The organism is Paenibacillus sinensis (assembly GCF_019904155.1).
Taxonomy (GTDB): Bacteria; Bacillota; Bacilli; order Paenibacillales; family Paenibacillaceae; genus Paenibacillus_AQ; species Paenibacillus_AQ sinensis.
The window spans coordinates 18813-37591 of record NZ_JAHCMB010000013.1 but is presented as its reverse complement, the minus strand read 5'-3'; the positions used below and the strand labels follow the sequence as shown (position 1 = coordinate 37591).

Here is an 18779-nt window from a genome sequence, read left to right as displayed (position 1 = left end):
AGACAGCCGGACCGCAAATCGCGATTCAGCTGCCCTGTTCGTTGACTCCAAAAGCGTTTAGTCCAGTCTCCGCACGTCAACCTTAACTTCCAGATTGCCAGGCGTTCCCCGGTAGACGCCTTTCACCGGCACGATATCTTTATAATCCCGCCCGTGTCCCAGCTTCACATACCGCCAATTGACCTCCACATTATTGGTGGGATCGAAGCCGAGCCAGCCCGTGCCCGGAATATGCGTCTCTACCCAGGCATGGGATGCCTGCTCGAAGTCCGCATTTCCTCCCTGAAGATCCCCCACAAAATGATAGCCGCTGACATAACGAGACGGAAGCCCAACGCTCCGGCATACGGCGATCATCAAATGGGCATAATCCTGGCAGACTCCGCGTTTGAGCTTCAGCGCTTTTTTGACGGTGGTGTTGACGCTTGTCGCTTCGGGATCGTAGGTAAACTGCTCGTAAATGGTGGCTGACAGCTTTCTTGCCCAATCATACAGATCATCGGCCTCATCGAACGGATGCTGGGCGGCGAACTCCATCAGCTCCGGCGTCACTTCCGTGTAGCGGGTCGGCAGAATAAACTCGACATACCGGTTCTGAAAAGCTTCGTCATGAAGCATCCTGATCTGACTCTCAAGGTCCAGTCTGTCCCGGTCGGCACCCTGCTCCTTATCTACCGTAACAACGGTGGCCCGGGTATGAATAACCATCTCCGTATGCGGCTTATTAACCGAATAGGCATGCACCCGATTCCCGAAGAAATCCTCATAAGTCATCAGGTTGGCGGGCGGATAAATCTCCACCTCATGATGAAAGCAGGCTTGTCTGTAGTTGGTCCGCGGCGTCAGCCGGATTTCATTGACACTGTCCGTCACAGGCTCGGGGTACGTATATGTTGTCGTATGATCGATTTGTATTTTCATATCCGGATTCCTTCCTGCTGAAAAAAGGCGGAGCTCATCGTTCTTCCCAGCTTCAGGCAGGCGTTCTTGAGTTCATTCAGTACATCATCGACCCCATCGCCTTCCATGTCTTCCTTCTCCATGTAATCCAGCTCGGAGCGGATTTTGCCGGCTTGGCGAACCACCCGTTCATAACCCTCGCCGTTGTCTGCGAAGTCCATCTCAATCCGGGACAGATGCTCCTCGAGCTGCTGGGCCGAGAAACGCACCGATCTGGGGAAGGCGGCGCTGACGATCAGGAACTCCAGAATGCACTCCGGCGATACCGCGTCGGCATAATATTTCCGGAAGGCCTGATAGCCGCTTACCGATTTCAATACAGCCTGCAGCTGAGTATAGATGGAAGCCTGCTCCTTGTCTCTGCAGGACATGGTGACGGATTGAAGAATGCGCACCGTATTCTCCGCTCTCTCCAAAAAGCGGCCGCTCTCAATGAATCGCCATTCATTGCCCCGCAGCATGACCGACTCCTCGGCGCCCAGGAACATGGAGGCCCGTTCCTTGATCTGCTGGTAGAACTGATGCGGGCTCTTCATAATATCGGCGATCGTGCAGTCGCCCAACCACAGATTGAAGCTGTTCACGATATCCCACAGCTCACTCGGGAGCTGCTGCCGCAGCGTGCGCAGGTTGTTGCGCGCCTGATGTACGCAGGAGAACAGCGAATTCGTATTTCCCAGCTCCAGGGTGATGAAGTAGAGAACATCCTGCTCGTTAAAGCTGTCGTACAGCCGGAGATACTCCTCCCGGACACCGATCGCGTCAATTAGCCTGGACCACTTATTTCCTTCCTCCCGGAAATCGTCCTCCTGTTGAATATGGTAATGCACATCGATTAGTCTGGCATGGTTCTCGGCCCGTTCCATGTAGCGTCCGATCCAGAATAAAGCCTCCGCGCAGCGATTTAACATCTACCGTCACTCCCTCGTCCTCATATTGATGTTCAGGTGTTGCAGCATGAAGAGCAATATTTCAGGACATCACCCAGGTATCTTTGACTCCGCCTCCCTGGGATGAATTGACGACCAGTGAGCCTTCTCTCATCGCAACCCGCGTCAGTCCTCCCGGGACGACATGCGGCCTCCGGTCTGATCCCGTAAGGACGAACGCCCGAAGGTCGATATGCCGCGGACTCATGATTCCCTCCGACAGAATCGGCGCTCTGGACAGTGACATGATCGGCTGGGCGATATAGCGGTCGGGCTCGGCAAGAATTTTGAGCCGGAAATCATCCATTTCCTTACGGGTGGCTTCACTGCCGATCAGCATTCCGTATCCGCCGGAGAGGGAAGTTTCCTTGACGACCATTTCAGCCAGATTTTCCAGCACGTACTGACGATCATCCGGCCTTGAGAGCAAATAGGTGGGCACATTGTTCAGAATAGGCTCTTCCTTGAGGTAGTAACGGATCATGTCCGGAACGTATGCATACATGGCTTTGTCATCCGCAACACCGGTGCCGGGAGCATTCGCAATCGCGACATTCCCTGCGCGGTAAGCATTCATGAGTCCTGCAACGCCGAGCAGCGAGTTGGGCTCAAAGGCAAGCGGGTCGATATAATCGTCGTCCAGACGCCGGTACAGCACGTCCACACGCTTAAGTCCGTTCATTTGGCGAAGGTACAACTTGTGATCCTGGACAACCAAATCTCTTCCTTCCACAAGGTGAATGCCCATCTGCTGAGCCAGAAAAGCATGCTCGTAATAAGCCGAGTTATATTCACCGGGTGTAAGCAGGGCGATTACAGGATCTTGAGTATGAGAAGGAGAAAGACTGCGAAGCACAGACAGAAAACGGTTGATGCTATGATCCACATCCCGGATGGCATTCTGGAAGGTCAGCTCGGGGAACAGCTGATTCATCAGGGAGCGTCCTTTAAATAGGTAGGAAAAGCCCGACGGGGTGCGCAGATTGTCCTCCAGCACATAGTATTGGCCGTCGTTGTGGCGGATCAGATCGATGCCGGAAGTCGTGATGTAGGCACCGCCCGGAACTCGAAGCCCGGCCATCTCGGGACGGAAATAGCGGTTCACGATAATCATTTTGCGAGGAACGATGCCGTCCTTCACGATGTACTGCTCATGGTAAATGTCGTGAACGAACAGATTCAGCGCCGTCACGCGCTGGATAATGCCCGCTTCAAGCTTCTCCCATTCCTCTTTCGGTATGATCCGTGGAATCATGTCGAAGGGGATCGTTCGCTCCATCGGCTGAATCTGAGAAGGATTGTAGAGCGTGAACGTGATGCCCTCCTCCATCATCCGACGCTGCATCAGCGCCTGTTTGGCCTGAAGCTCCTCCGGGCTCATTCCGGCGAACATCCTGTTCACATGGCTGTAGTGGGGACGGACGATGCGTTCGCCTTCGAACATTTCATCGAAAAACTGGTGCAGGGGATACGGAGACAGACCGGGCAGTGGATCAAGTTTGGACATAAGCCCGACTCCTTTCAACGAGAGTAATGTTTGTTAACAGACCAACCCTTTTATTAAGGTAAATCTCGTAAATCGAATATAATCTTCTTTCATTTTACGAACATCCCCCTTTTCATGTCAATATATATAACAGGATAATTGAAGAATCATGTCAACATGATGAAATGTATGCGTTTCCCTTTACCCTGAGTGTTTTCATTGAACAGAATATGTAAGTTCTCGCGAAAAAAGTAGGGGGAGCTTAGTGATTTTTTCTGTTGTGAATTTTTCATATGGTGATAGTTGAAATGGTTTTAATGTTCGAAGCTTTATTGACGCAAAAAGAAGCCTGCCGTTCGTTCGGCAGGCTTCCAAATATCTCTTCCGAGCCTCCATGTTGACCCGGTCAATCGCGGTCAGCAGGATGGCATCAAGATGGCACACTCATTCTTCGGACAGCTTGCCCCTGACAGGCGGTCCCGAACCTTCGATCTCGGACTTTCCCAGATTACGGGCTCCTCGATCTCAGGCTTTTTCAATCTCAGGCGTTTACGATCTCAAGCATTACGATCTTAGGCGCTTACAAGCTTAGGCCTCTTCGTTCTTCTCGCTCTCCTCGTCGTCCCCGATGACGAGCCCCGCAAAAAGGGCATGCACGAACTGCTCCGAATCGAACGGCTGCAGATCCTCCATCTTCTCGCCAAGGCCGACGAGCTTGACCGGAATGTTCAGCTCCTGGCGGATAGCTACAACGATGCCGCCCTTCGCCGTTCCGTCGAGCTTGGTGAGGACGAGTCCTGTCACCCCGCTCTTCTCGCCGAACAGCTTCGCCTGGGCAAGCGCGTTCTGTCCGGTCGTTGCGTCCAGTACCATCAGCACCTCATGCGGAGCGCCGGGAATTTCCCGCTGGATGACGCGGAAGATTTTGTTCAGCTCCTCCATCAGATTGCTCTTGTTCTGCAGCCGTCCCGCCGTGTCGCAGATCAGGATGTCAACATTGCGCTGCTTCGCCGCCTGGACGGCATCGAACATAACCGCGGCCGGATCGGAGCCCGCGTTCTGCTTGATTACATCCACACCGGCGCGCTGGCCCCATACCTCCAGCTGCTCGATGGCTCCTGCCCGGAAGGTGTCCCCCGCCGCCAGCAGCACTTTTTTACCCTCGGATTTGTAGCGGTGAGCCAGCTTGCCGATTGTCGTCGTCTTGCCGACGCCGTTCACGCCGACGAACAGAATAACCGTGATTCCGTCCGGATTCTCCTTCAAGGCGTTGTTGTCGTCGCCACGGAGAAGCTCCATCAGCTTGCGGGAGAGAATCGGCTGAAGCTCGGCCGCATCCTCGATCCGCTGCTTCTTCACCTCTGCGCGCAGATCCTCGACCAGTGTCATGACCGTGTTCACGCCGACGTCCGCTCCGATCAGAATTTCTTCAAGCTCCTCGTAGAATTCCTCGTCGATTTTTTTGCGGCGGATAATCAGGTCCGAGACCTTCTCCACAAAGCCCTTGCGGGTCTTCTCCAGACCTTCCCGGAACTGCTTCGTGACGCTTTCGGTCTTGCCGGCAATGCTCTCTCTCAGCTTGCGAAAAAAACTCATATATTCCCTCCTGTGCTTGATATGGCGATGTGAATGAATGTACCGGTATCGGGAGGTCCACGTTTAGATCAGCAGATCCCGTCCGTTATCTTATAGCGTAAACCGAATCTTGATCCGGCTGACTGGCCTTGTCCAGATCATATGACTGTTCCCCGATCCCCAGTAGTCCTTCATGACATAATCAGGGGGTCCGAATTTATGGGTCCATACCCGCTGTGCCTCGCGATACCCGCTGTCCAAGCAAAAATCAGTGATGCCGCGGCCTGCCATCGCGATACCTGCAACGCTCCACATCAGACTGCCAAGGCCCCTGCCCTGAACCTCCGGATGCACCAGTACGGACTTCACTTCGGTCATTCCCTGCAGCTTCCCTTGTGTACAGGACAGAACAAGCCCGCTTACCGGGCCAATCTCTATGGTGCCCCGTATCCGCTCGCCGTCCATTGCGATAAAAAAGGTTCCGGCTTCGCCTCCGGTATCCAGATCAGCCTGGAGCGCCTTGTGTTTCGCCGCAATTTCCTCTTCGATATCTGCAGTCCATTCACCGAGCCCTTCCTTGCGGAAGGCGTCTCTTATTACCGTCTCAAAAAAGCTGTGCAGGTGATCTGTATCTTCGTTAACGGGTCTGCGAATGATAACCTTGCCCATGCTGCATAACTCCTCCACTTCCAAAAGCCGGGAAGCTCAGGACTCTCGTCCTGATTCCCGGCCCATCTAGGCAATCTCAGCCGCTTCGTCCTCCAGCTTCACGGAGACCATCTTGGAGACGCCGCCTTCCTCCATCGTTACCCCATAGAGCACATCCGCTTCCTCCATCGTGCCCTTCCGGTGCGTGACCACGATGAACTGGGTCTGCTCGGAGAACTCGCGGAGGTACTCGGCAAAACGGACGACGTTCGCCTCGTCGAGCGCTGCCTCAACTTCGTCCAGCACACAGAACGGAACCGGCTTGACCTGCAAAATGGCGAACAGCAGCGCCATAGCGGTCAGCGCCCGCTCTCCCCCGGAGAGCAGCTGCAGGTTCTGCAGCTTCTTGCCTGGAGGCTGGGCCACAATATCGATGCCGGTCGTCAGGAGATGTTCCGGCTCCAGCAGGAGCAGATCGGCTCTTCCTCCGCCGAACAGCTTCGTGAAGACCGTGCCGAATTCCCGGCGGATGGCGTCGAACGTCACCTTGAAGCGTTTCGACATTTCCTCCTCCATCTCGCCGATCACCTGATAGAGCGTCGTCTTGGCTTCCACCAAATCGTCTTTCTGCTCGCTGAGGAAGGTGTACCGCTCATGTATTCGCTGATACTCATCGACAGCGCCCAGATTGACCTCACCCAGCGCCGAAATGGCCCGGCGGAGTCTTTGAACCTCAGCCTGCGCCGCCGGTACATCCTCCGGAACCGGGTAACGCTGCTTGGCAAGCTCGTAGCTCAGCTCATAATCGTCGCTCAGCTTCCGGAGGATGTTGTCCAGCTCCACGTCCAGCCGGCCGACCGACACTTCGGTTGACCGGAGAAGGTCGTCCACCGCTTTGAGCGCCTGGCGCTGCTCCTTCGTCTCGCCTTCCTCCATTTCCAGCTTGCGGGTCAGGGAAGTGCGCTCCGCTCGCGCATAGTCCAGGTTCTCGGCCGTTTCTTCCTTCTTGAGCCGGTAGTTGTTCAAATCCTCGCGCTGCTTCACCGACTCGGTCTCATTTGTCGCCAGATCCTGCTCAATGGTATTCAACAGGCTCCGGTTCTGACGCATCTCCTTGTCCTGCGTGCCCGCATCGGCCTTCATCCGCCGGAGGCTCTCCTCCAGCGAGAAAATCTCCTGATCCATCTTGCCTTCGGCCACCTTCATCGACGTCAGCTTACCTTGGAGCTCTTCCTTGGCGTTCTCACTGGCCTTCCGCTCGGATTCCGCGCTCCGGATCGCTTCGTGTGCAGAGCGCTCTTCCGCTTCCAGGCGCGCCAGCTCGGCTACCGCCTGTTCACGGGCCTGCTCCAGCTGCTTGACTTCGCTCTCGAAGCCGCTATGCTCCGCTCCGGCGCTTTCGACCTGCTCCTTCACATGACGGAGCTCCTGTTCCAGCTGCCTTAGATCGCCCGCGATCCGCTGCTCCTCCAGACGCTTCTCATCGCCGCCGTGACGCAGCTTCTCCAGCTTCGTATTCGAATCCTCCTGCTCCTTCGCCAGTTGGGCAATGCTTGCTTTCAGCTTCGCAATCTGGCGCTCGGTCTCTCCGATCTCCTCCTGAAGCTGATCCAATTGGCGCTTTCGTCCAAGCAGGCTTGTATTCTTCTTGTGCTGACTGCCCCCGGTCATGGAGCCACCGGCATTGACGACGTCACCGTCCAGCGTTACAACACGGTAACGGTATTGACACCTGGCGGCAATTCGATTCGCCTGCTCCAGATTCTCCGCAATGACGACGTTGCCCAGCAGGCTGCCGACGATGCTTGCATACCGGTCGTCATAGCCAACCAGCTCGGAGCCTATGCCCACAAAGCCATCGGCTCCCTCGATCATGCCCCGGTCGCTCGAGCCAATTTGGCGCGGCCGGATTACATCGAGCGGCAGGAAGGTCGCCCGGCCCAGCTGCCGCTGCTTCAGGAAGGATATCGCTTGCCGCGACACGGCTTCGTTATCCATGACAATATGCTGAAGCGAAGCGCCAAGCGCTGTCTCCACCGCCGTCTCAAGCTTCTCCGGCACGGAGATCAGCTCGGCAACAGCGCCGTGAACGCCGCTCAGCTGGCCCTTGCGGGCACCCTTCAGCACTTCCTTAACACCCAGCATGAAGCCGTCGAAGTCGTCCTGCATTTCCTTCATCGTCTCATGCCGGGACACCTGGGCTTCCCGCTTCTGCTCCCATTTGCGCAGACCGGAATGCGCCTCATCCAGCAGCTTCTGGCGGGCAACCGAGCGCTCGCTCTCGGTTATATACTCGCCGCGCAGCTTGCCAAGCTCCTTGCCGAGCGCTTCGATCCCGCTCTTCAGCTTGCTCTGCTCGCGCAGCAGCTCCTCATAGCGGGCGTTCCACTTCCCGCTCTCCTCCTGGCTCCGGCTCATCCGGCGTTCCAGCGTCTCTTTCTGCTGGTCCGCATACCGGATTTCATTCCGCGCCTGGGCCATCTTGTTCATAAGCTCCAGAAGCTCGCTCTTCAGGCTCTCTTCCTTGCTCTGGCTTATCCCGTCGGTGACCCCTGTCAGCTTCGCCTCTTCATCCTGGATCTCTTGACGCAGCAGGGCGAGCCTGCTGCGCGTCTGCTCCAGACTTTGTTCCAGCGCGGCCAGCTCTCGCTGACGGTCCTCCGACCGCTCGCCGACAGAGCCAATGGACTGCAGAAGCTGCTCCCGGTTGTTCTCCAGATGACGCCGCCGTTCCTTCAGCAGCTCGCCGTAGCCCTCGCATTTCTCATAGGCTTCACTGTAGCGCAGAAGCTGCTCCTGCAGCTTCTCAATCTTCTCTTCAAGCTGCCGCAGAGCGGCCCTTCCGCTCTCCAGCTTCGCGTCGATCGCCGTGACAACCGTGGAGAGCTGCAGCTGCTCGTCCTTCAGAACCTCGAGCTTCGCGCTGCCTTCCTGCCAGGCTGTATGTATGCCTTCGATCTGGTGAACATAGACCGAGATTTCCAGGTTCTTCAGCTCTTCCTTCAATTCCTTGAAGCGGATCGCCTTCTCGGACTGCTCCTTGAGCGGGCCGATCTGGTCTTCCAGTTCGCTGATCAGATCATGGATGCGAAGCAGATTCTGCTCCGTCTCATCCAGCTTGCGCCCCGCTTCTTTCTTGCGGGATTTGTATTTGACAATGCCTGAAGCTTCCTCGAAAATACCGCGCCGGTCCTCGGACCTCGTGCTGAGAATCTCCTCGATCCGCCCCTGCCCGATAATGGAATAAGCCTCGCGGCCGATGCCGGTATCCATGAACAATTCGGTGATATCCTTCAGCCTGCAGGACTGTTTGTTGATCATATACTCGCTGTCTCCGCTGCGGTGAACCCGCCGCGTTACCGTCACTTCGCTGAAGTCCAGCGGCAGAGCGTGATCCTCGTTGTCCAGCGTCAGAGACACCTCGCCATAGTTGACCGCCTTGCGGGCATCGCTTCCTGCAAAAATGATGTCTTCCATCTTGCCCCCGCGCAGCGACTTGGCGCTTTGCTCGCCGAGCACCCAGCGTATGCCGTCGGAAATATTGCTCTTGCCGCTCCCGTTCGGACCGACGACAGCCGTGATGCCGCGAACGAACTCCATCTCCGTTTTGTCGGCAAACGATTTGAAGCCCGCTAACTCAATCCGCTTTAAAAACATACTCGACTATTCACCTCCCAACCATTATACCATAGCGGTTCATGACCTAGCACTAGTAGGCGGCATGCACAATACACAAGCATTTCTGCCCGACTATGAAATATAAAATTGACAGGGATTGGAATTCGTGATGTAGTTAAGTGGTTAAGATTTCCATTTATTCTCATCTTCTGGACAGAGGTGACGAAATGAAGGCGCAGTCTGAATGTCAGGAACCGGTTATTCGTTACAGGCAGGGCAAGATCACTCATGAACAGGATTCGATCGTTACGGAGCGTCCGGTCACACTGGTTATTAACGGCGAGGAATTCGTAACGCTGGTATGTACCCCCGAATATCTGGAGGATCTTGCCGTTGGCTTTCTGGCCTCTGAAGGGATCATAAGGGAAGTTCGCGATATCTCCGAATTATGGGTTCAGGAGGACGAGGGCTATATCCATGTCTCCACGGACCGCTGGAATGACCTTCAGCGCACGCTGTATGCGAAGCGTTACAGCACCTCCTGCTGCGGCGGCGGACGCCTTGGCTACGTCTATGTCAATGACGCCCGCACAGCCAAAATCATGGACGGGATTCATGCGTCCCTATCGTTTGAGGACATCTTCCGGCTCATGGACAAAATGCAGACCGGCTCAGAGCTGTTCCACCGGACAGGCGGAGTGCATTCCGCAGCGCTATGCGATTCCAGGGATATTGTGCTGACCAGAAGCGACATCGGGCGTCACAATGCCCTGGATAAAATATACGGCCACTGCCTGAGGCGGCAGATGGTTCTAAGCGACAAAATCATCGTGTTCACCGGCCGCATCTCCTCGGAAATTTTGCTGAAGGCGGCCAAAATCGGCTGCGAAATTATTTTATCCAAATCGGCGCCTACCGCGCTTGCCATTGAACTCGCCAGGCAGCTTAACGTAACGACGGTCGGATTCATCCGCCGGGATTCTTGCAATGTGTATACGGGAGCGGAGCGCATAACTGGCTGTGTGCCGGCCCGGTTGTAATAGACAGCCTATCAATCCTGCAAGGAGTGAGGATCAAACGGATCAGCTGATCAATCGCATTGATGAACAGGGCTATTTGAATCGTGAGGAAATAGTCGCTCTCCTGGGCAGGCTGGAGCAGGATCAGGAGCTTCGATCACGCCTGCGTGCCGTGGCCGATCGCAAGAGGCGAGAACTGTACGGTGTCGGCGTCTATGTCCGGGGATTGATCGAGTTCTCCAATATATGCAAGCAGAACTGTATGTACTGCGGAATTCGCTCATCCAACCGTACCGCCGAACGCTACCGGCTTCTTCCGTCCGAAATTCTGGAGTGCTGCAAGGAAGGATATAGGCTCGGCTACCGGACCTTTGTTCTGCAGAGCGGCGAAGACGACTGGTATACCACCGATATACTGGAGTCCCTGATTACGGATATCAAGCGAATTTGTCCGGACGCCGCTGTCACGCTGTCCATCGGAGAGCGGGATAACGAGTGCTATTCGAGGCTGTTCCAGGCGGGAGCGGACCGCTACTTGCTCCGACATGAGACGGCATCTGCCTGCTTGTACAAAAGTCTGCATCCGACGATGAGCTTCGACAACCGGCGCGACCGCCTGCTTGCGCTCAAGGAGATCGGCTACCAGATCGGGGCCGGATTCATGGTAGGTCTGCCCGGACAGAGTCTGGAGGACTTGGCCGAGGACTTGCTGTACCTCAAAGAGCTGGACCCGGATATGATCGGCATCGGTCCTTTTATTCCGCATGCGGGTACTCCCTTAAGGCAGGAGCCAGCCGGGTCCTTCGAGACAACGCTGGATATGATTGCGCTGGCCAGACTGTTTGTTCCTGCCGCACTCATCCCGGCCACAACTGCCATGGGCACCGCCCACCCATACGGACGTGAGCTTGCGCTTCAAGCCGGCGCCAATGTCGTGATGCCGAATTTATCTCCCGTTGCGGTCCGGCCCAAATATACGCTCTATGACGGCAAAATCTGCATCGGTGACGAATCGGCTCAGTGCAGATTCTGTCTGGAACTGCGAATCCGTGAAGCGGGGTTTGTGATGGATATGGGACGCGGTGACAGTCTGAAACGGTTAAATCATTCAGCGATCCCTCTTGTTTCAGCAGACGGAGCAGGACAATGATGAAACTCCAAATCCATGAAAGAAGTGATTACTTGTGAATCAAGTCAAGAAGATCGACCGGGCTGATTTTATTCAAGACGATATCATTCAGGAAGCCATGAGATACGGAGAGGCCGGGATCAGGGATCAGGGGCTTATCGACTCGATTCTGAACAAGGGCAGGGAAGCCAAAGGACTGACCGCTTCCGAGGCGGCAGTGCTATTGAATATTGAGGACCCGGATACGCTCGAGCAAGTATTCCGGATCTCCAGGGAAATCAAAGAGCGGATTTACGGGAACCGCATTGTGTTGTTCGCCCCATTGTATGTCAGTAATCATTGCGTCAACAACTGTGTCTACTGCGGCTACAAGCATTCCAACTCAGACTTCATCCGCACCCGGCTTACCATGGAGGAAATCGCTCAGGAGACAACGGCACTGCAGGCTATGGGCCACAAACGCCTCGTAATTGAAGCGGGTGAGGACCCGGTGAACTGCTCCATCGATTACATTCTGGAGTGTATCCGGACGATCTACGAGACAACCTCAGGCAACGGAAGCATCCGGAGGGTTAACGTGAATATCGCAGCCACCACCGCCGACGATTACCGGCGGCTTGCCGAGGCCGGAATCGGAACCTATATTTTATTCCAGGAAACCTACCACCGGCCCACCTATCGCAATTATCATCCCCAGGGACCCAAGACCAATTACGATTGGCATACAACCGCTATGGACCGCGCTATGGAGGGCGGTATCGATGATGTCGGCATCGGCGTCCTGTACGGTCTGTATGATTATAAATATGAGACGATCGCCATGCTGCTGCACGCTTCACATCTGGAAGAGGCATTCGGCTGCGGTCCTCACACGATCTCAGTCCCCCGTCTTCGCGAAGCCGAGAATGTCAGCCTGGACAGCTATCCCTATCTTGTGAGCGATCAGGATTTCGCCAAGATCGTCGCCGTTCTGCGGATTGCCGTTCCCTATACGGGGATGATCCTCTCCACCCGGGAGGATACGGTGTTCCGCGATCACATTATCAAGCTTGGAATCTCTCAGATCAGTGCGGGTTCAGCAACAGGCGTCGGCGCCTACAGTGTCAACAAGAACGGAAAAGACAAGCCCCAATTCGAGGTCGGTGACCACCGCTCTCCAATGGAGATCATCCAAACCCTATGCCGCGACGGTTATGTTCCCAGCTACTGCACCGCATGCTACCGGGAAGGCCGGACCGGGGACCGCTTCATGGCGCTGGCCAAATCCGGGCAGATTCATAATGTATGCCAGCCGAATTCGCTGATGACCTTGAAGGAGTTTTTGCTTGACTATGCGGACGAGGAGACCCGTTCCATCGGAGAGCAGCTGATTCGCGACAATCTGGAGCGTATTCCGCTGGAATCCGCCAGACAAGCTACAATCAAGCAGCTGCGGCGGATCGAGGCAGGCGAACGAGATCTTCGGTTCTAGATTTATTTGCGGAATTCAGACAAAAGGGACGCTCCCCGCTGTGTACGTACAGCACCGGGAACGTCCCTGTTTGTGTATCTATTTTAGCCAACGTATGGATGTCACGGTCTATCTCTGCTCCCACGCCATCATCGCGGACGGGAACATTTCAATCGCCCTTGGAAACACTCCCTGCACATAAGCGATGAACACGCCATAATTCACGATCGGCACGCCCGCCGACTGCGCTTCCGCAATCCGCCCCTGCATCACTCTGCGGTTCAGCATGCATGCGCCGCAGTGAATAATGAGCGCATACTGCTCGAGATCCGCAGGGAAATCATGGCCCGACACATGTTCGATTCTTAGCTGTCTGCCTGTGTTCTCCCTCAGCCAGCGGGGAATTTTGACGGTGCCGATATCGTCGGACTGCCGGTGATGACTGCAAGCCTCAGCGATTAGTACCCTGTCGCCGTCCCGCAGCCGGGCGATTGCCTTAACACCGCCGACCAGACTGGGGAGATCGCCCTTATAGCGGGCAAATAAAATCGAGAATGACGTCAACGGCACATCTCTAGGCGTATCCGCTTCAGCCTTCAGAAATGCCTGGGAGTCCGTGATAACAAGGCTGGGCTTCTTCCCGAGGGAATCCAAGGTGTGACGCAGCTCTTGTTCTTTTGTAACAACAGCGCTTGCGTCGCATTCCAGAATATCGCGTATCGTCTGCTGCTGAGGGAGGATAAGCCGCCCTTTGGGCGCTGCTTTGTCTATGGGAACGACAAGGACCGCCGTATCTCCGGGTTGAAGCAGGTCCCCCACAATCCGGTATCGGTCTTCCTCAGCGGATAAGACCGATATGATCCGCTTCTTCAACTCTCCGATCCCTGCACCTGTTGAAGCGCTGACCGGTATCGGGGACACGCCAAGCCGGGCCGCAATGCTGGCCGCTGCCAGACCGCCTGCCTCTTCAATGCCTCCTCCTTTCAACAGATCAGCCTTGTTGAGCAGAACAATTGCCGGAATCCCCTTGTCAGCCATCGTCTTCATCAGCTCTTGTTCGATTTCCCCGGCCTCGGCAGCGGCATCGACAACGAGCAGCGCCAGATCGGTTCGATCCAAAATCCCCATAGATCGTTGAACACGCTGCCGCCCCAGCTCACCCGTATCATCCATCCCCGCCGTATCGATCAATACGACAGGTCCCACTGGGAGCAGCTCCATTGGCTGAAAGACCGGATCGGTCGTTGTTCCGCTTACCGGTGAGACAATTGAAATAGGTTGACCGGCAAGCGCATTGATGACGCTGGATTTGCCGGCATTGCATCGGCCGAACACGGCAATATGCGGACGCTCTCCACGAGGAGTGTTATTCATATTCATCGGACTTCGCCCTTCCGCTTCCTTCATTATAGTGAGTCAGATTCTGTCCGCCCCGGAATGCCCGGCTTCACTGATTGATGCTGCTGAAGAACCGCGGAGGCCTCCCTCTCCGTCATTCCCTCCCGCTCCCGCAGCAGCTCGGCAAGCGTCCTGCCCGTTGCCGCAGCTTCCTTGTGCAGCTCAGCTGCCGCATCATACCCGACATACGGCACAGCGGCGGCAGCCATGACGCCCGAGCGAATCAAGTGATCGCTGCATCGGTCACGGTCCAGCTCTATTCCAGCAACACATCGTTCAAGAAACACCGGTACGGCATGCGTCATCAGCTCAAGCGATTCCAGGAGCGACTCGGCGATCAAAGGAATGAACGCGTTCAGTTCGAGCTGTCCGGATGCCGCAGCAAGGGTTATAGCCGTATCATTGGCTATAACCCTCATAGAGACGCTCCCTGCCATCTCGGCGATGACGGGATTGACCTTGCCGGGCATGAGGGAAGAACCGACTTGCACAGAGGGGAGCTTGTATTCGCCGATCCCTCCGTCCGGTCCGGAATTCAACAGCCTGAAGTCGCCCGAGATCTTCAGCAGATTCACTGCCGAGGCTTTGAGCAGCCCGGATACCTCAACGAATACATCCATATTCTGCGTAACATCCATCGGGAAATCGCTGCGGCTTAATCCAAGCCCACTCATTTCCCGAAGCTCCTCGGCAGCGCCGTACACATAAGGCAGCGGCGCATTCATGCCGGTGCCTACCGCCGTCCCGCCGAGGTTGATCTCGCGCAGCCGTTCCTCCGCTTTATAGAGCCGCCAGCGGTCCCGCGCCACGGCTTTGGCATACGCGCCGAAGCTGTGGCCGGCCATAATCGGCAGCGCGTCCATCAGCTGAGTCCGTCCAAGCCTCATGATGTCGGCAAATTCCTTCTCCTTCATCTGCAGCCCTTCCTGCAGCAGCGCCAGCTGGCCGCTCAGCGTACGCAGCAGCGGAATGGCGGCAATCCGGAGCGCGGTCGGATACACATCATTCGTCGATTGGTGGAGATTGACGTGATCGATCGGATGGATCAGCCGATAATCGCCCCTGGTCCCTTCCAAATGCTCGATTGCGCGGCTCGCGATCACTTCATTCACATTCATATTAGTGCTCGTCCCCGCTCCACCCTGGTAAGCGTCTGTCAGGAACTGGTCATCCAGCATGCCGGACAGCAGCTCATCGCAGGCGGCCTGAATCGCGCCGGAGACGGATTCGGCCAAATAACCGAGCCTGCCGTTCACTTTGGCCGCAGCTTTTTTGACTAGTACCAGAGCGTGTATGATCCGGCGGTTGACCGGCCGGCCGCTGATCGGGAAGTTGTCCCTGGCTCTCAAGGTATGAATCCCGTAATAGGCGTCCTTTGGAACGGAAGCAGAGCCTAATATGTCTTTTTCCACACGAAACATTGATTCTTCGCTCTTGCTGCTCTTGCTGCTCTTGCCACTCTCAACGCTCTTGTCGCACATTTGCGCATCACCCTCCGATCTGCGACATTTGGCGCAGTGTATACGGCTGGGAGGCAATGTCTTTCGGCACGATCGTCATTTCATGGCGCAGCGGCTTGCTCGCCAGCGATTGGAGGAGTATGCGCCGCAGCCCCTCTTCATCACCGATGTATGGCTTCAAATCCCATTCCTCGTTCCAATAGAGACAAGGCTTGACGCAGCCGTTCGCCGTAATTCTGAGCCGGTTGCAGCTCCCGCAGAAATGCCGGCTGACCGGGCTGATCAAACCGAACTCCCCCGCAGCCCCTGCGATCCGGTAGTACCTTGCCGGCCCCGATATCTCATGCTCCTCCTGAAGCTCATCCTTTAGCCCGCCGGTGCTACCAGTACTTCCGCTGCCTCCGGCCGGTTCAATCTGCCAGCCCTTTTCCTCACAGCGCATCAGAATACTCTCCGCCGGCATATACTCCGATCTCCAATCCTGAATCCGGTCTCCGATCGGCATGTATTCAATGAAGCGGATGAAGAGCGGGTAGTTAACCGTTAGCTTTAAAAAAGCTTCAATTTCGTCATCATTCACTCCATGCATCAGCACAACGTTGAGCTTGACCTTGTCAAACCCCGCTTTGCATGAGCTTTCAATCGACTTGATCACCCTGTTGAAATCTCCGCCGCCTGTTATTCCGGCATACCGTTCCGGCACCAGTGAATCGATGCTGATGTTGACGTCGGTTAATCCAGCCTGCCTAAGCAGAGAAGCCCTTGGCCCCAGGAGCATCCCGTTGGTGGTCAGCCCGATTTGGCTGATTCCTTTAATTCGGCTCAGTCTTCCGATGAGCGCCTCCAGCCGGGGACGCAGCAGCGGTTCGCCTCCGGTCAGCCTAACCTTCGTGACCCCCATATGGGCCAGAACCTCAACAAGCGCCGCCAATTGGTCAAAACTGAGCAGCTCCGACTTCACCTTGCAGCCAAGAGAGCTTCCCGGTCTGCAATATTGACAGCCCAAATTACAGAGGTCCGTAACGGAAATGCGGACATAATTATGCACACGGCCAAAAGAATCGACCAGCCGATCGGTCACATTGTTCACCTTGCTTTCCGGTTAGTACCCCGATGTATTAGTAGCCGCCAAATCCTCCATACGATTGCAGCATCTGCACCGTATCCGTCCGCTTCCGGGCGATTGACTCATCTATCTGTGAGGCATCGACGAACTGAAGCGCATGAGTCGGACACACCCGCACACATTCCGGTCCGGCTCCGGTATCTTCGCATAAATCGCATTTGTTCGCGACCATTCTGGCCTTTTGGCTCCAGACATTCCCGGATTGAACGCGAAGGCCGCGCTGCAGCTGCTTCCGCCCTTCATGGTAGGCGGCAACCATGGTGATTGCCCCATAAGGACACACAACGGCGCAGGTCTTGCAGCCAATGCATGTATCCTGATTAATAAAAATGCTGTGATCCCGGTTCGTGATCGATCCGTTCGGACAGACATTGGCGCAGGGGGCATCCTCACAGTGTCTGCACTGAACAGGGGCGGTCACATCCTCCGTCTCCACAACGGTCAATCGCGGATAATAGACCACTTCTTCGTCACCCGCCTCAAAAATCCGCTGATCCGAATGGGCGACAATACAGGCTGCCTCGCAAGTATGACAGCCGATGCATTTGCCCGGATCAGCCAGTACAAAGCTGTTCATCACTACTCCTCCTCGTATAGTATTTTCAAAAGCCCTGTATAAGCTAATTTCCAGTCCCCGAGAGGACTAGCGGCCACTCGAAGATTTACCAGTCACTTGCTCCTTGAACATCGAATCAGGGACTGGACTTTCCGGCGTGCTTCTGGACAATGAATCTTAGGATTCATTCGGGGATATTCTTGCGCCTCCCGTAGTCTCGTCTACTTCTTAAGTCTGTTTCTCCGGTACGCGTCCGAACTTCTTACCCGCTGGCTGTTCCCTTCGGCAGCCCATGCCTGGCTTTAGCAGACCCAGGGCAGCTCATGGACCGAAGCGTGTTCTCATACGCGAGGGTGCGGTTGGGCGCGTGCGCCGGAGGCATCCCGGAGCGTCCATTCCCTCAATCCCTAAAGGAAAGGAGGAATTTCCCTTGAAGCTTTTTGTCGGAATTGACGTGAGCTCCCAAGCCACCAGGACCCGGCACTTCGTGAGCGCAAGACCAAGGTGTTTACGCTGAACCCCAAGCTCATCTGCAAGTTCCGCGAAGCCTACGCTGACATGGACAAGACCGACCGTCTGGATGCCTGGGTCATTGCGGATCGCCTTCGCTTCGGCCGCCTGACGACCACCCTCGTCATGCAGGAGCAGTATATCGCGCTCCAGCGCCTCACGCGCATGCGGTTCCACCTGGTACACAACCTCGCTCGGGAGAAGCAATACTTCTTGCAGAACCTGTTCTACAAGTGCAATGCCTTCACCACCGAAGTGGACAGTTCGGTATTCGGCCACGCCCTCATGGAAATGCTCTCGGAGAAGTTCAGCCTCGATGACATTGCCGAGATGAATGTTACCGACCTGGCTGACTATCTGCGGGACAAGGGGCGGAATCGCTTCCCCGACCCTGAACGCGTGGCTCGCTGCATCCAGCAAGCCGCCCGCGCCTCCTACCGGTTATCGAAGGTCGTGGAAGATTCCATTGACCTTGTGCTCGGCACGTCCATCGAGTCCATTCGCAGCATCCAGAAGCAACTCAAGGATCTGGACAAGGCCATTGAACGCATTCTGGACGGCATCCCGGGCGCGCAGTGCCTCCTGTCAGTGCCCGGCATCGGCAAGGTCTACGCCGCCGGGAACTCGGTTCGATTGCGCGATGAGGAATTCGGTGTGTACTACCGGAAGAAATATAACGAAGTGCCCAGAAATCAACACAAACGCGCCCTCGTCTTAACGGCAAGAAAACTCGTGCGTCTGGTCGATGTGCGGCTACGCAACAGCCAACTCTATACGCCTCGAAGGAAGGTGAATAGCGCGAAGCATTAACGCCTTCTTCGCCAAGTCCTTCAGTAAATTCCCAGTAAAATTCTGGTATATGATTGAATTTTCAGCTGGGTTTGTTTCGATGCGCCTTTTTTTCGTGACTTCTTC

Annotated in this window: 13 protein-coding genes and 1 pseudogene; 4 read left to right on the top strand and 10 right to left on the bottom strand. The window is 55.6% G+C overall.

What is annotated here, in order from left to right; all coding sequences use genetic code 11:
* Positions 1–57: 57 nt before the first annotated feature.
* From KIH86_RS00775 to smc, 6 genes are all read right to left on the bottom strand, one after another.
* Entirely contained in the window at positions 58–921 is an 864-nt protein-coding gene (locus KIH86_RS00775) for a transglutaminase family protein (RefSeq protein WP_223082770.1), read from the bottom strand.
* Positions 918–1871, bottom strand: coding sequence for an alpha-E domain-containing protein (locus tag KIH86_RS00770; RefSeq protein ID WP_223082768.1), 954 nt, complete (start codon positions 1869–1871; stop codon positions 918–920). Before KIH86_RS00770 ends, KIH86_RS00775 begins: the two co-directional genes overlap by 4 nt.
* A gap of 61 nt (positions 1872–1932) precedes the next feature.
* On the bottom strand, positions 1933–3396 hold the full coding sequence (locus tag KIH86_RS00765) for a circularly permuted type 2 ATP-grasp protein (protein ID WP_223082767.1): 1464 nt from the start codon (positions 3394–3396) through the stop codon (positions 1933–1935).
* Positions 3397–3963: 567 nt separating this feature from the next.
* Positions 3964–4971, bottom strand: a complete 1008-nt coding sequence (gene ftsY, locus KIH86_RS00760; protein ID WP_223082764.1) for a signal recognition particle-docking protein FtsY — start codon at positions 4969–4971, stop codon at positions 3964–3966.
* Positions 4972–5061: 90 nt separating this feature from the next.
* A complete protein-coding gene (locus KIH86_RS00755) occupies positions 5062–5619 on the bottom strand; it encodes a GNAT family N-acetyltransferase (RefSeq protein ID WP_223082761.1) in 558 nt (185 codons plus the stop codon).
* Positions 5620–5685: 66 nt separating this feature from the next.
* Positions 5686–9255 (bottom strand): chromosome segregation protein SMC, encoded by a 3570-nt coding sequence (smc, locus tag KIH86_RS00750; RefSeq protein ID WP_223082758.1) that lies wholly within the window; start codon positions 9253–9255, stop codon positions 5686–5688.
* A gap of 188 nt (positions 9256–9443) precedes the next feature.
* Between smc and fdhD the strand changes: the two genes are divergently transcribed.
* The 3 genes from fdhD to hydG are packed head-to-tail and all read left to right on the top strand — an operon-like array spanning position 9444 to position 12835.
* Positions 9444–10256 (top strand): formate dehydrogenase accessory sulfurtransferase FdhD, encoded by an 813-nt coding sequence (gene fdhD / locus KIH86_RS00745; RefSeq protein ID WP_223082755.1) that lies wholly within the window; start codon positions 9444–9446, stop codon positions 10254–10256.
* 58 nt (positions 10257–10314) lie between these two features.
* Positions 10315–11385, top strand: coding sequence for a [FeFe] hydrogenase H-cluster radical SAM maturase HydE (hydE, locus tag KIH86_RS00740; RefSeq protein ID WP_223082929.1), 1071 nt, complete (start codon positions 10315–10317; stop codon positions 11383–11385).
* 34 nt (positions 11386–11419) lie between these two features.
* The gene (gene hydG / locus KIH86_RS00735) at positions 11420–12835 is read left to right on the top strand and encodes a [FeFe] hydrogenase H-cluster radical SAM maturase HydG (protein ID WP_223082752.1); all 1416 of its coding nucleotides are present in this window, start codon (positions 11420–11422) and stop codon (positions 12833–12835) included.
* A 108-nt stretch (positions 12836–12943) separates the two neighbouring features.
* On the opposite strand, the gene hydF is transcribed toward hydG, so the two are convergent.
* The 4 genes from hydF to KIH86_RS00715 all read right to left on the bottom strand — a co-directional run bounded on the left by hydF (position 12944) and on the right by KIH86_RS00715 (position 17375).
* Positions 12944–14194, bottom strand: coding sequence for a [FeFe] hydrogenase H-cluster maturation GTPase HydF (hydF, locus tag KIH86_RS00730; protein ID WP_223082750.1), 1251 nt, complete (start codon positions 14192–14194; stop codon positions 12944–12946).
* A gap of 26 nt (positions 14195–14220) precedes the next feature.
* Positions 14221–15633 carry an aspartate ammonia-lyase gene (locus tag KIH86_RS00725; RefSeq protein ID WP_223082926.1) on the bottom strand — a complete coding sequence of 471 codons (1413 nt, stop codon included), beginning with the start codon at positions 15631–15633 and terminating at the stop codon, positions 14221–14223.
* Positions 15634–15700: 67 nt separating this feature from the next.
* On the bottom strand, positions 15701–16762 hold the full coding sequence (moaA, locus tag KIH86_RS00720) for a GTP 3',8-cyclase MoaA (RefSeq protein ID WP_322098658.1): 1062 nt from the start codon (positions 16760–16762) through the stop codon (positions 15701–15703).
* Between the two features lie 28 nt (positions 16763–16790).
* A complete protein-coding gene (locus KIH86_RS00715; protein WP_223082745.1) occupies positions 16791–17375 on the bottom strand; it encodes a 4Fe-4S dicluster domain-containing protein in 585 nt (194 codons plus the stop codon).
* A gap of 447 nt (positions 17376–17822) precedes the next feature.
* Between KIH86_RS00715 and KIH86_RS00710 the strand changes: the two are divergent.
* A pseudogene (locus KIH86_RS00710) lies at positions 17823–18674 on the top strand (IS110 family transposase); the annotation flags it as partial.
* Positions 18675–18779 lie beyond the last annotated feature (105 nt).

Excerpts from the sequence above, each read along its gene's own strand:
- KIH86_RS00770 (WP_223082768.1), bottom strand. The coding sequence starts at position 1,871 with ATGTTAAATCGCTGCGCGGAGGCTTTATTCTGGATCGGACGCTACATG.
- fdhD (WP_223082755.1), top strand. The coding sequence starts at position 9,444 with ATGAAGGCGCAGTCTGAATGTCAGGAACCGGTTATTCGTTACAGGCAG.
- KIH86_RS00765 (WP_223082767.1), bottom strand. The coding sequence starts at position 3,396 with ATGTCCAAACTTGATCCACTGCCCGGTCTGTCTCCGTATCCCCTGCAC.
- KIH86_RS00725 (WP_223082926.1), bottom strand. The coding sequence starts at position 15,633 with ATGTTTCGTGTGGAAAAAGACATATTAGGCTCTGCTTCCGTTCCAAAG.
- smc (WP_223082758.1), bottom strand. The coding sequence starts at position 9,255 with ATGTTTTTAAAGCGGATTGAGTTAGCGGGCTTCAAATCGTTTGCCGAC.
- KIH86_RS00715 (WP_223082745.1), bottom strand. The coding sequence starts at position 17,375 with ATGAACAGCTTTGTACTGGCTGATCCGGGCAAATGCATCGGCTGTCAT.
- KIH86_RS00755 (WP_223082761.1), bottom strand. The coding sequence starts at position 5,619 with ATGGGCAAGGTTATCATTCGCAGACCCGTTAACGAAGATACAGATCAC.
- ftsY (WP_223082764.1), bottom strand. The coding sequence starts at position 4,971 with ATGAGTTTTTTTCGCAAGCTGAGAGAGAGCATTGCCGGCAAGACCGAA.
- hydF (WP_223082750.1), bottom strand. The coding sequence starts at position 14,194 with ATGAATATGAATAACACTCCTCGTGGAGAGCGTCCGCATATTGCCGTG.
- KIH86_RS00775 (WP_223082770.1), bottom strand. The coding sequence starts at position 921 with ATGAAAATACAAATCGATCATACGACAACATATACGTACCCCGAGCCT.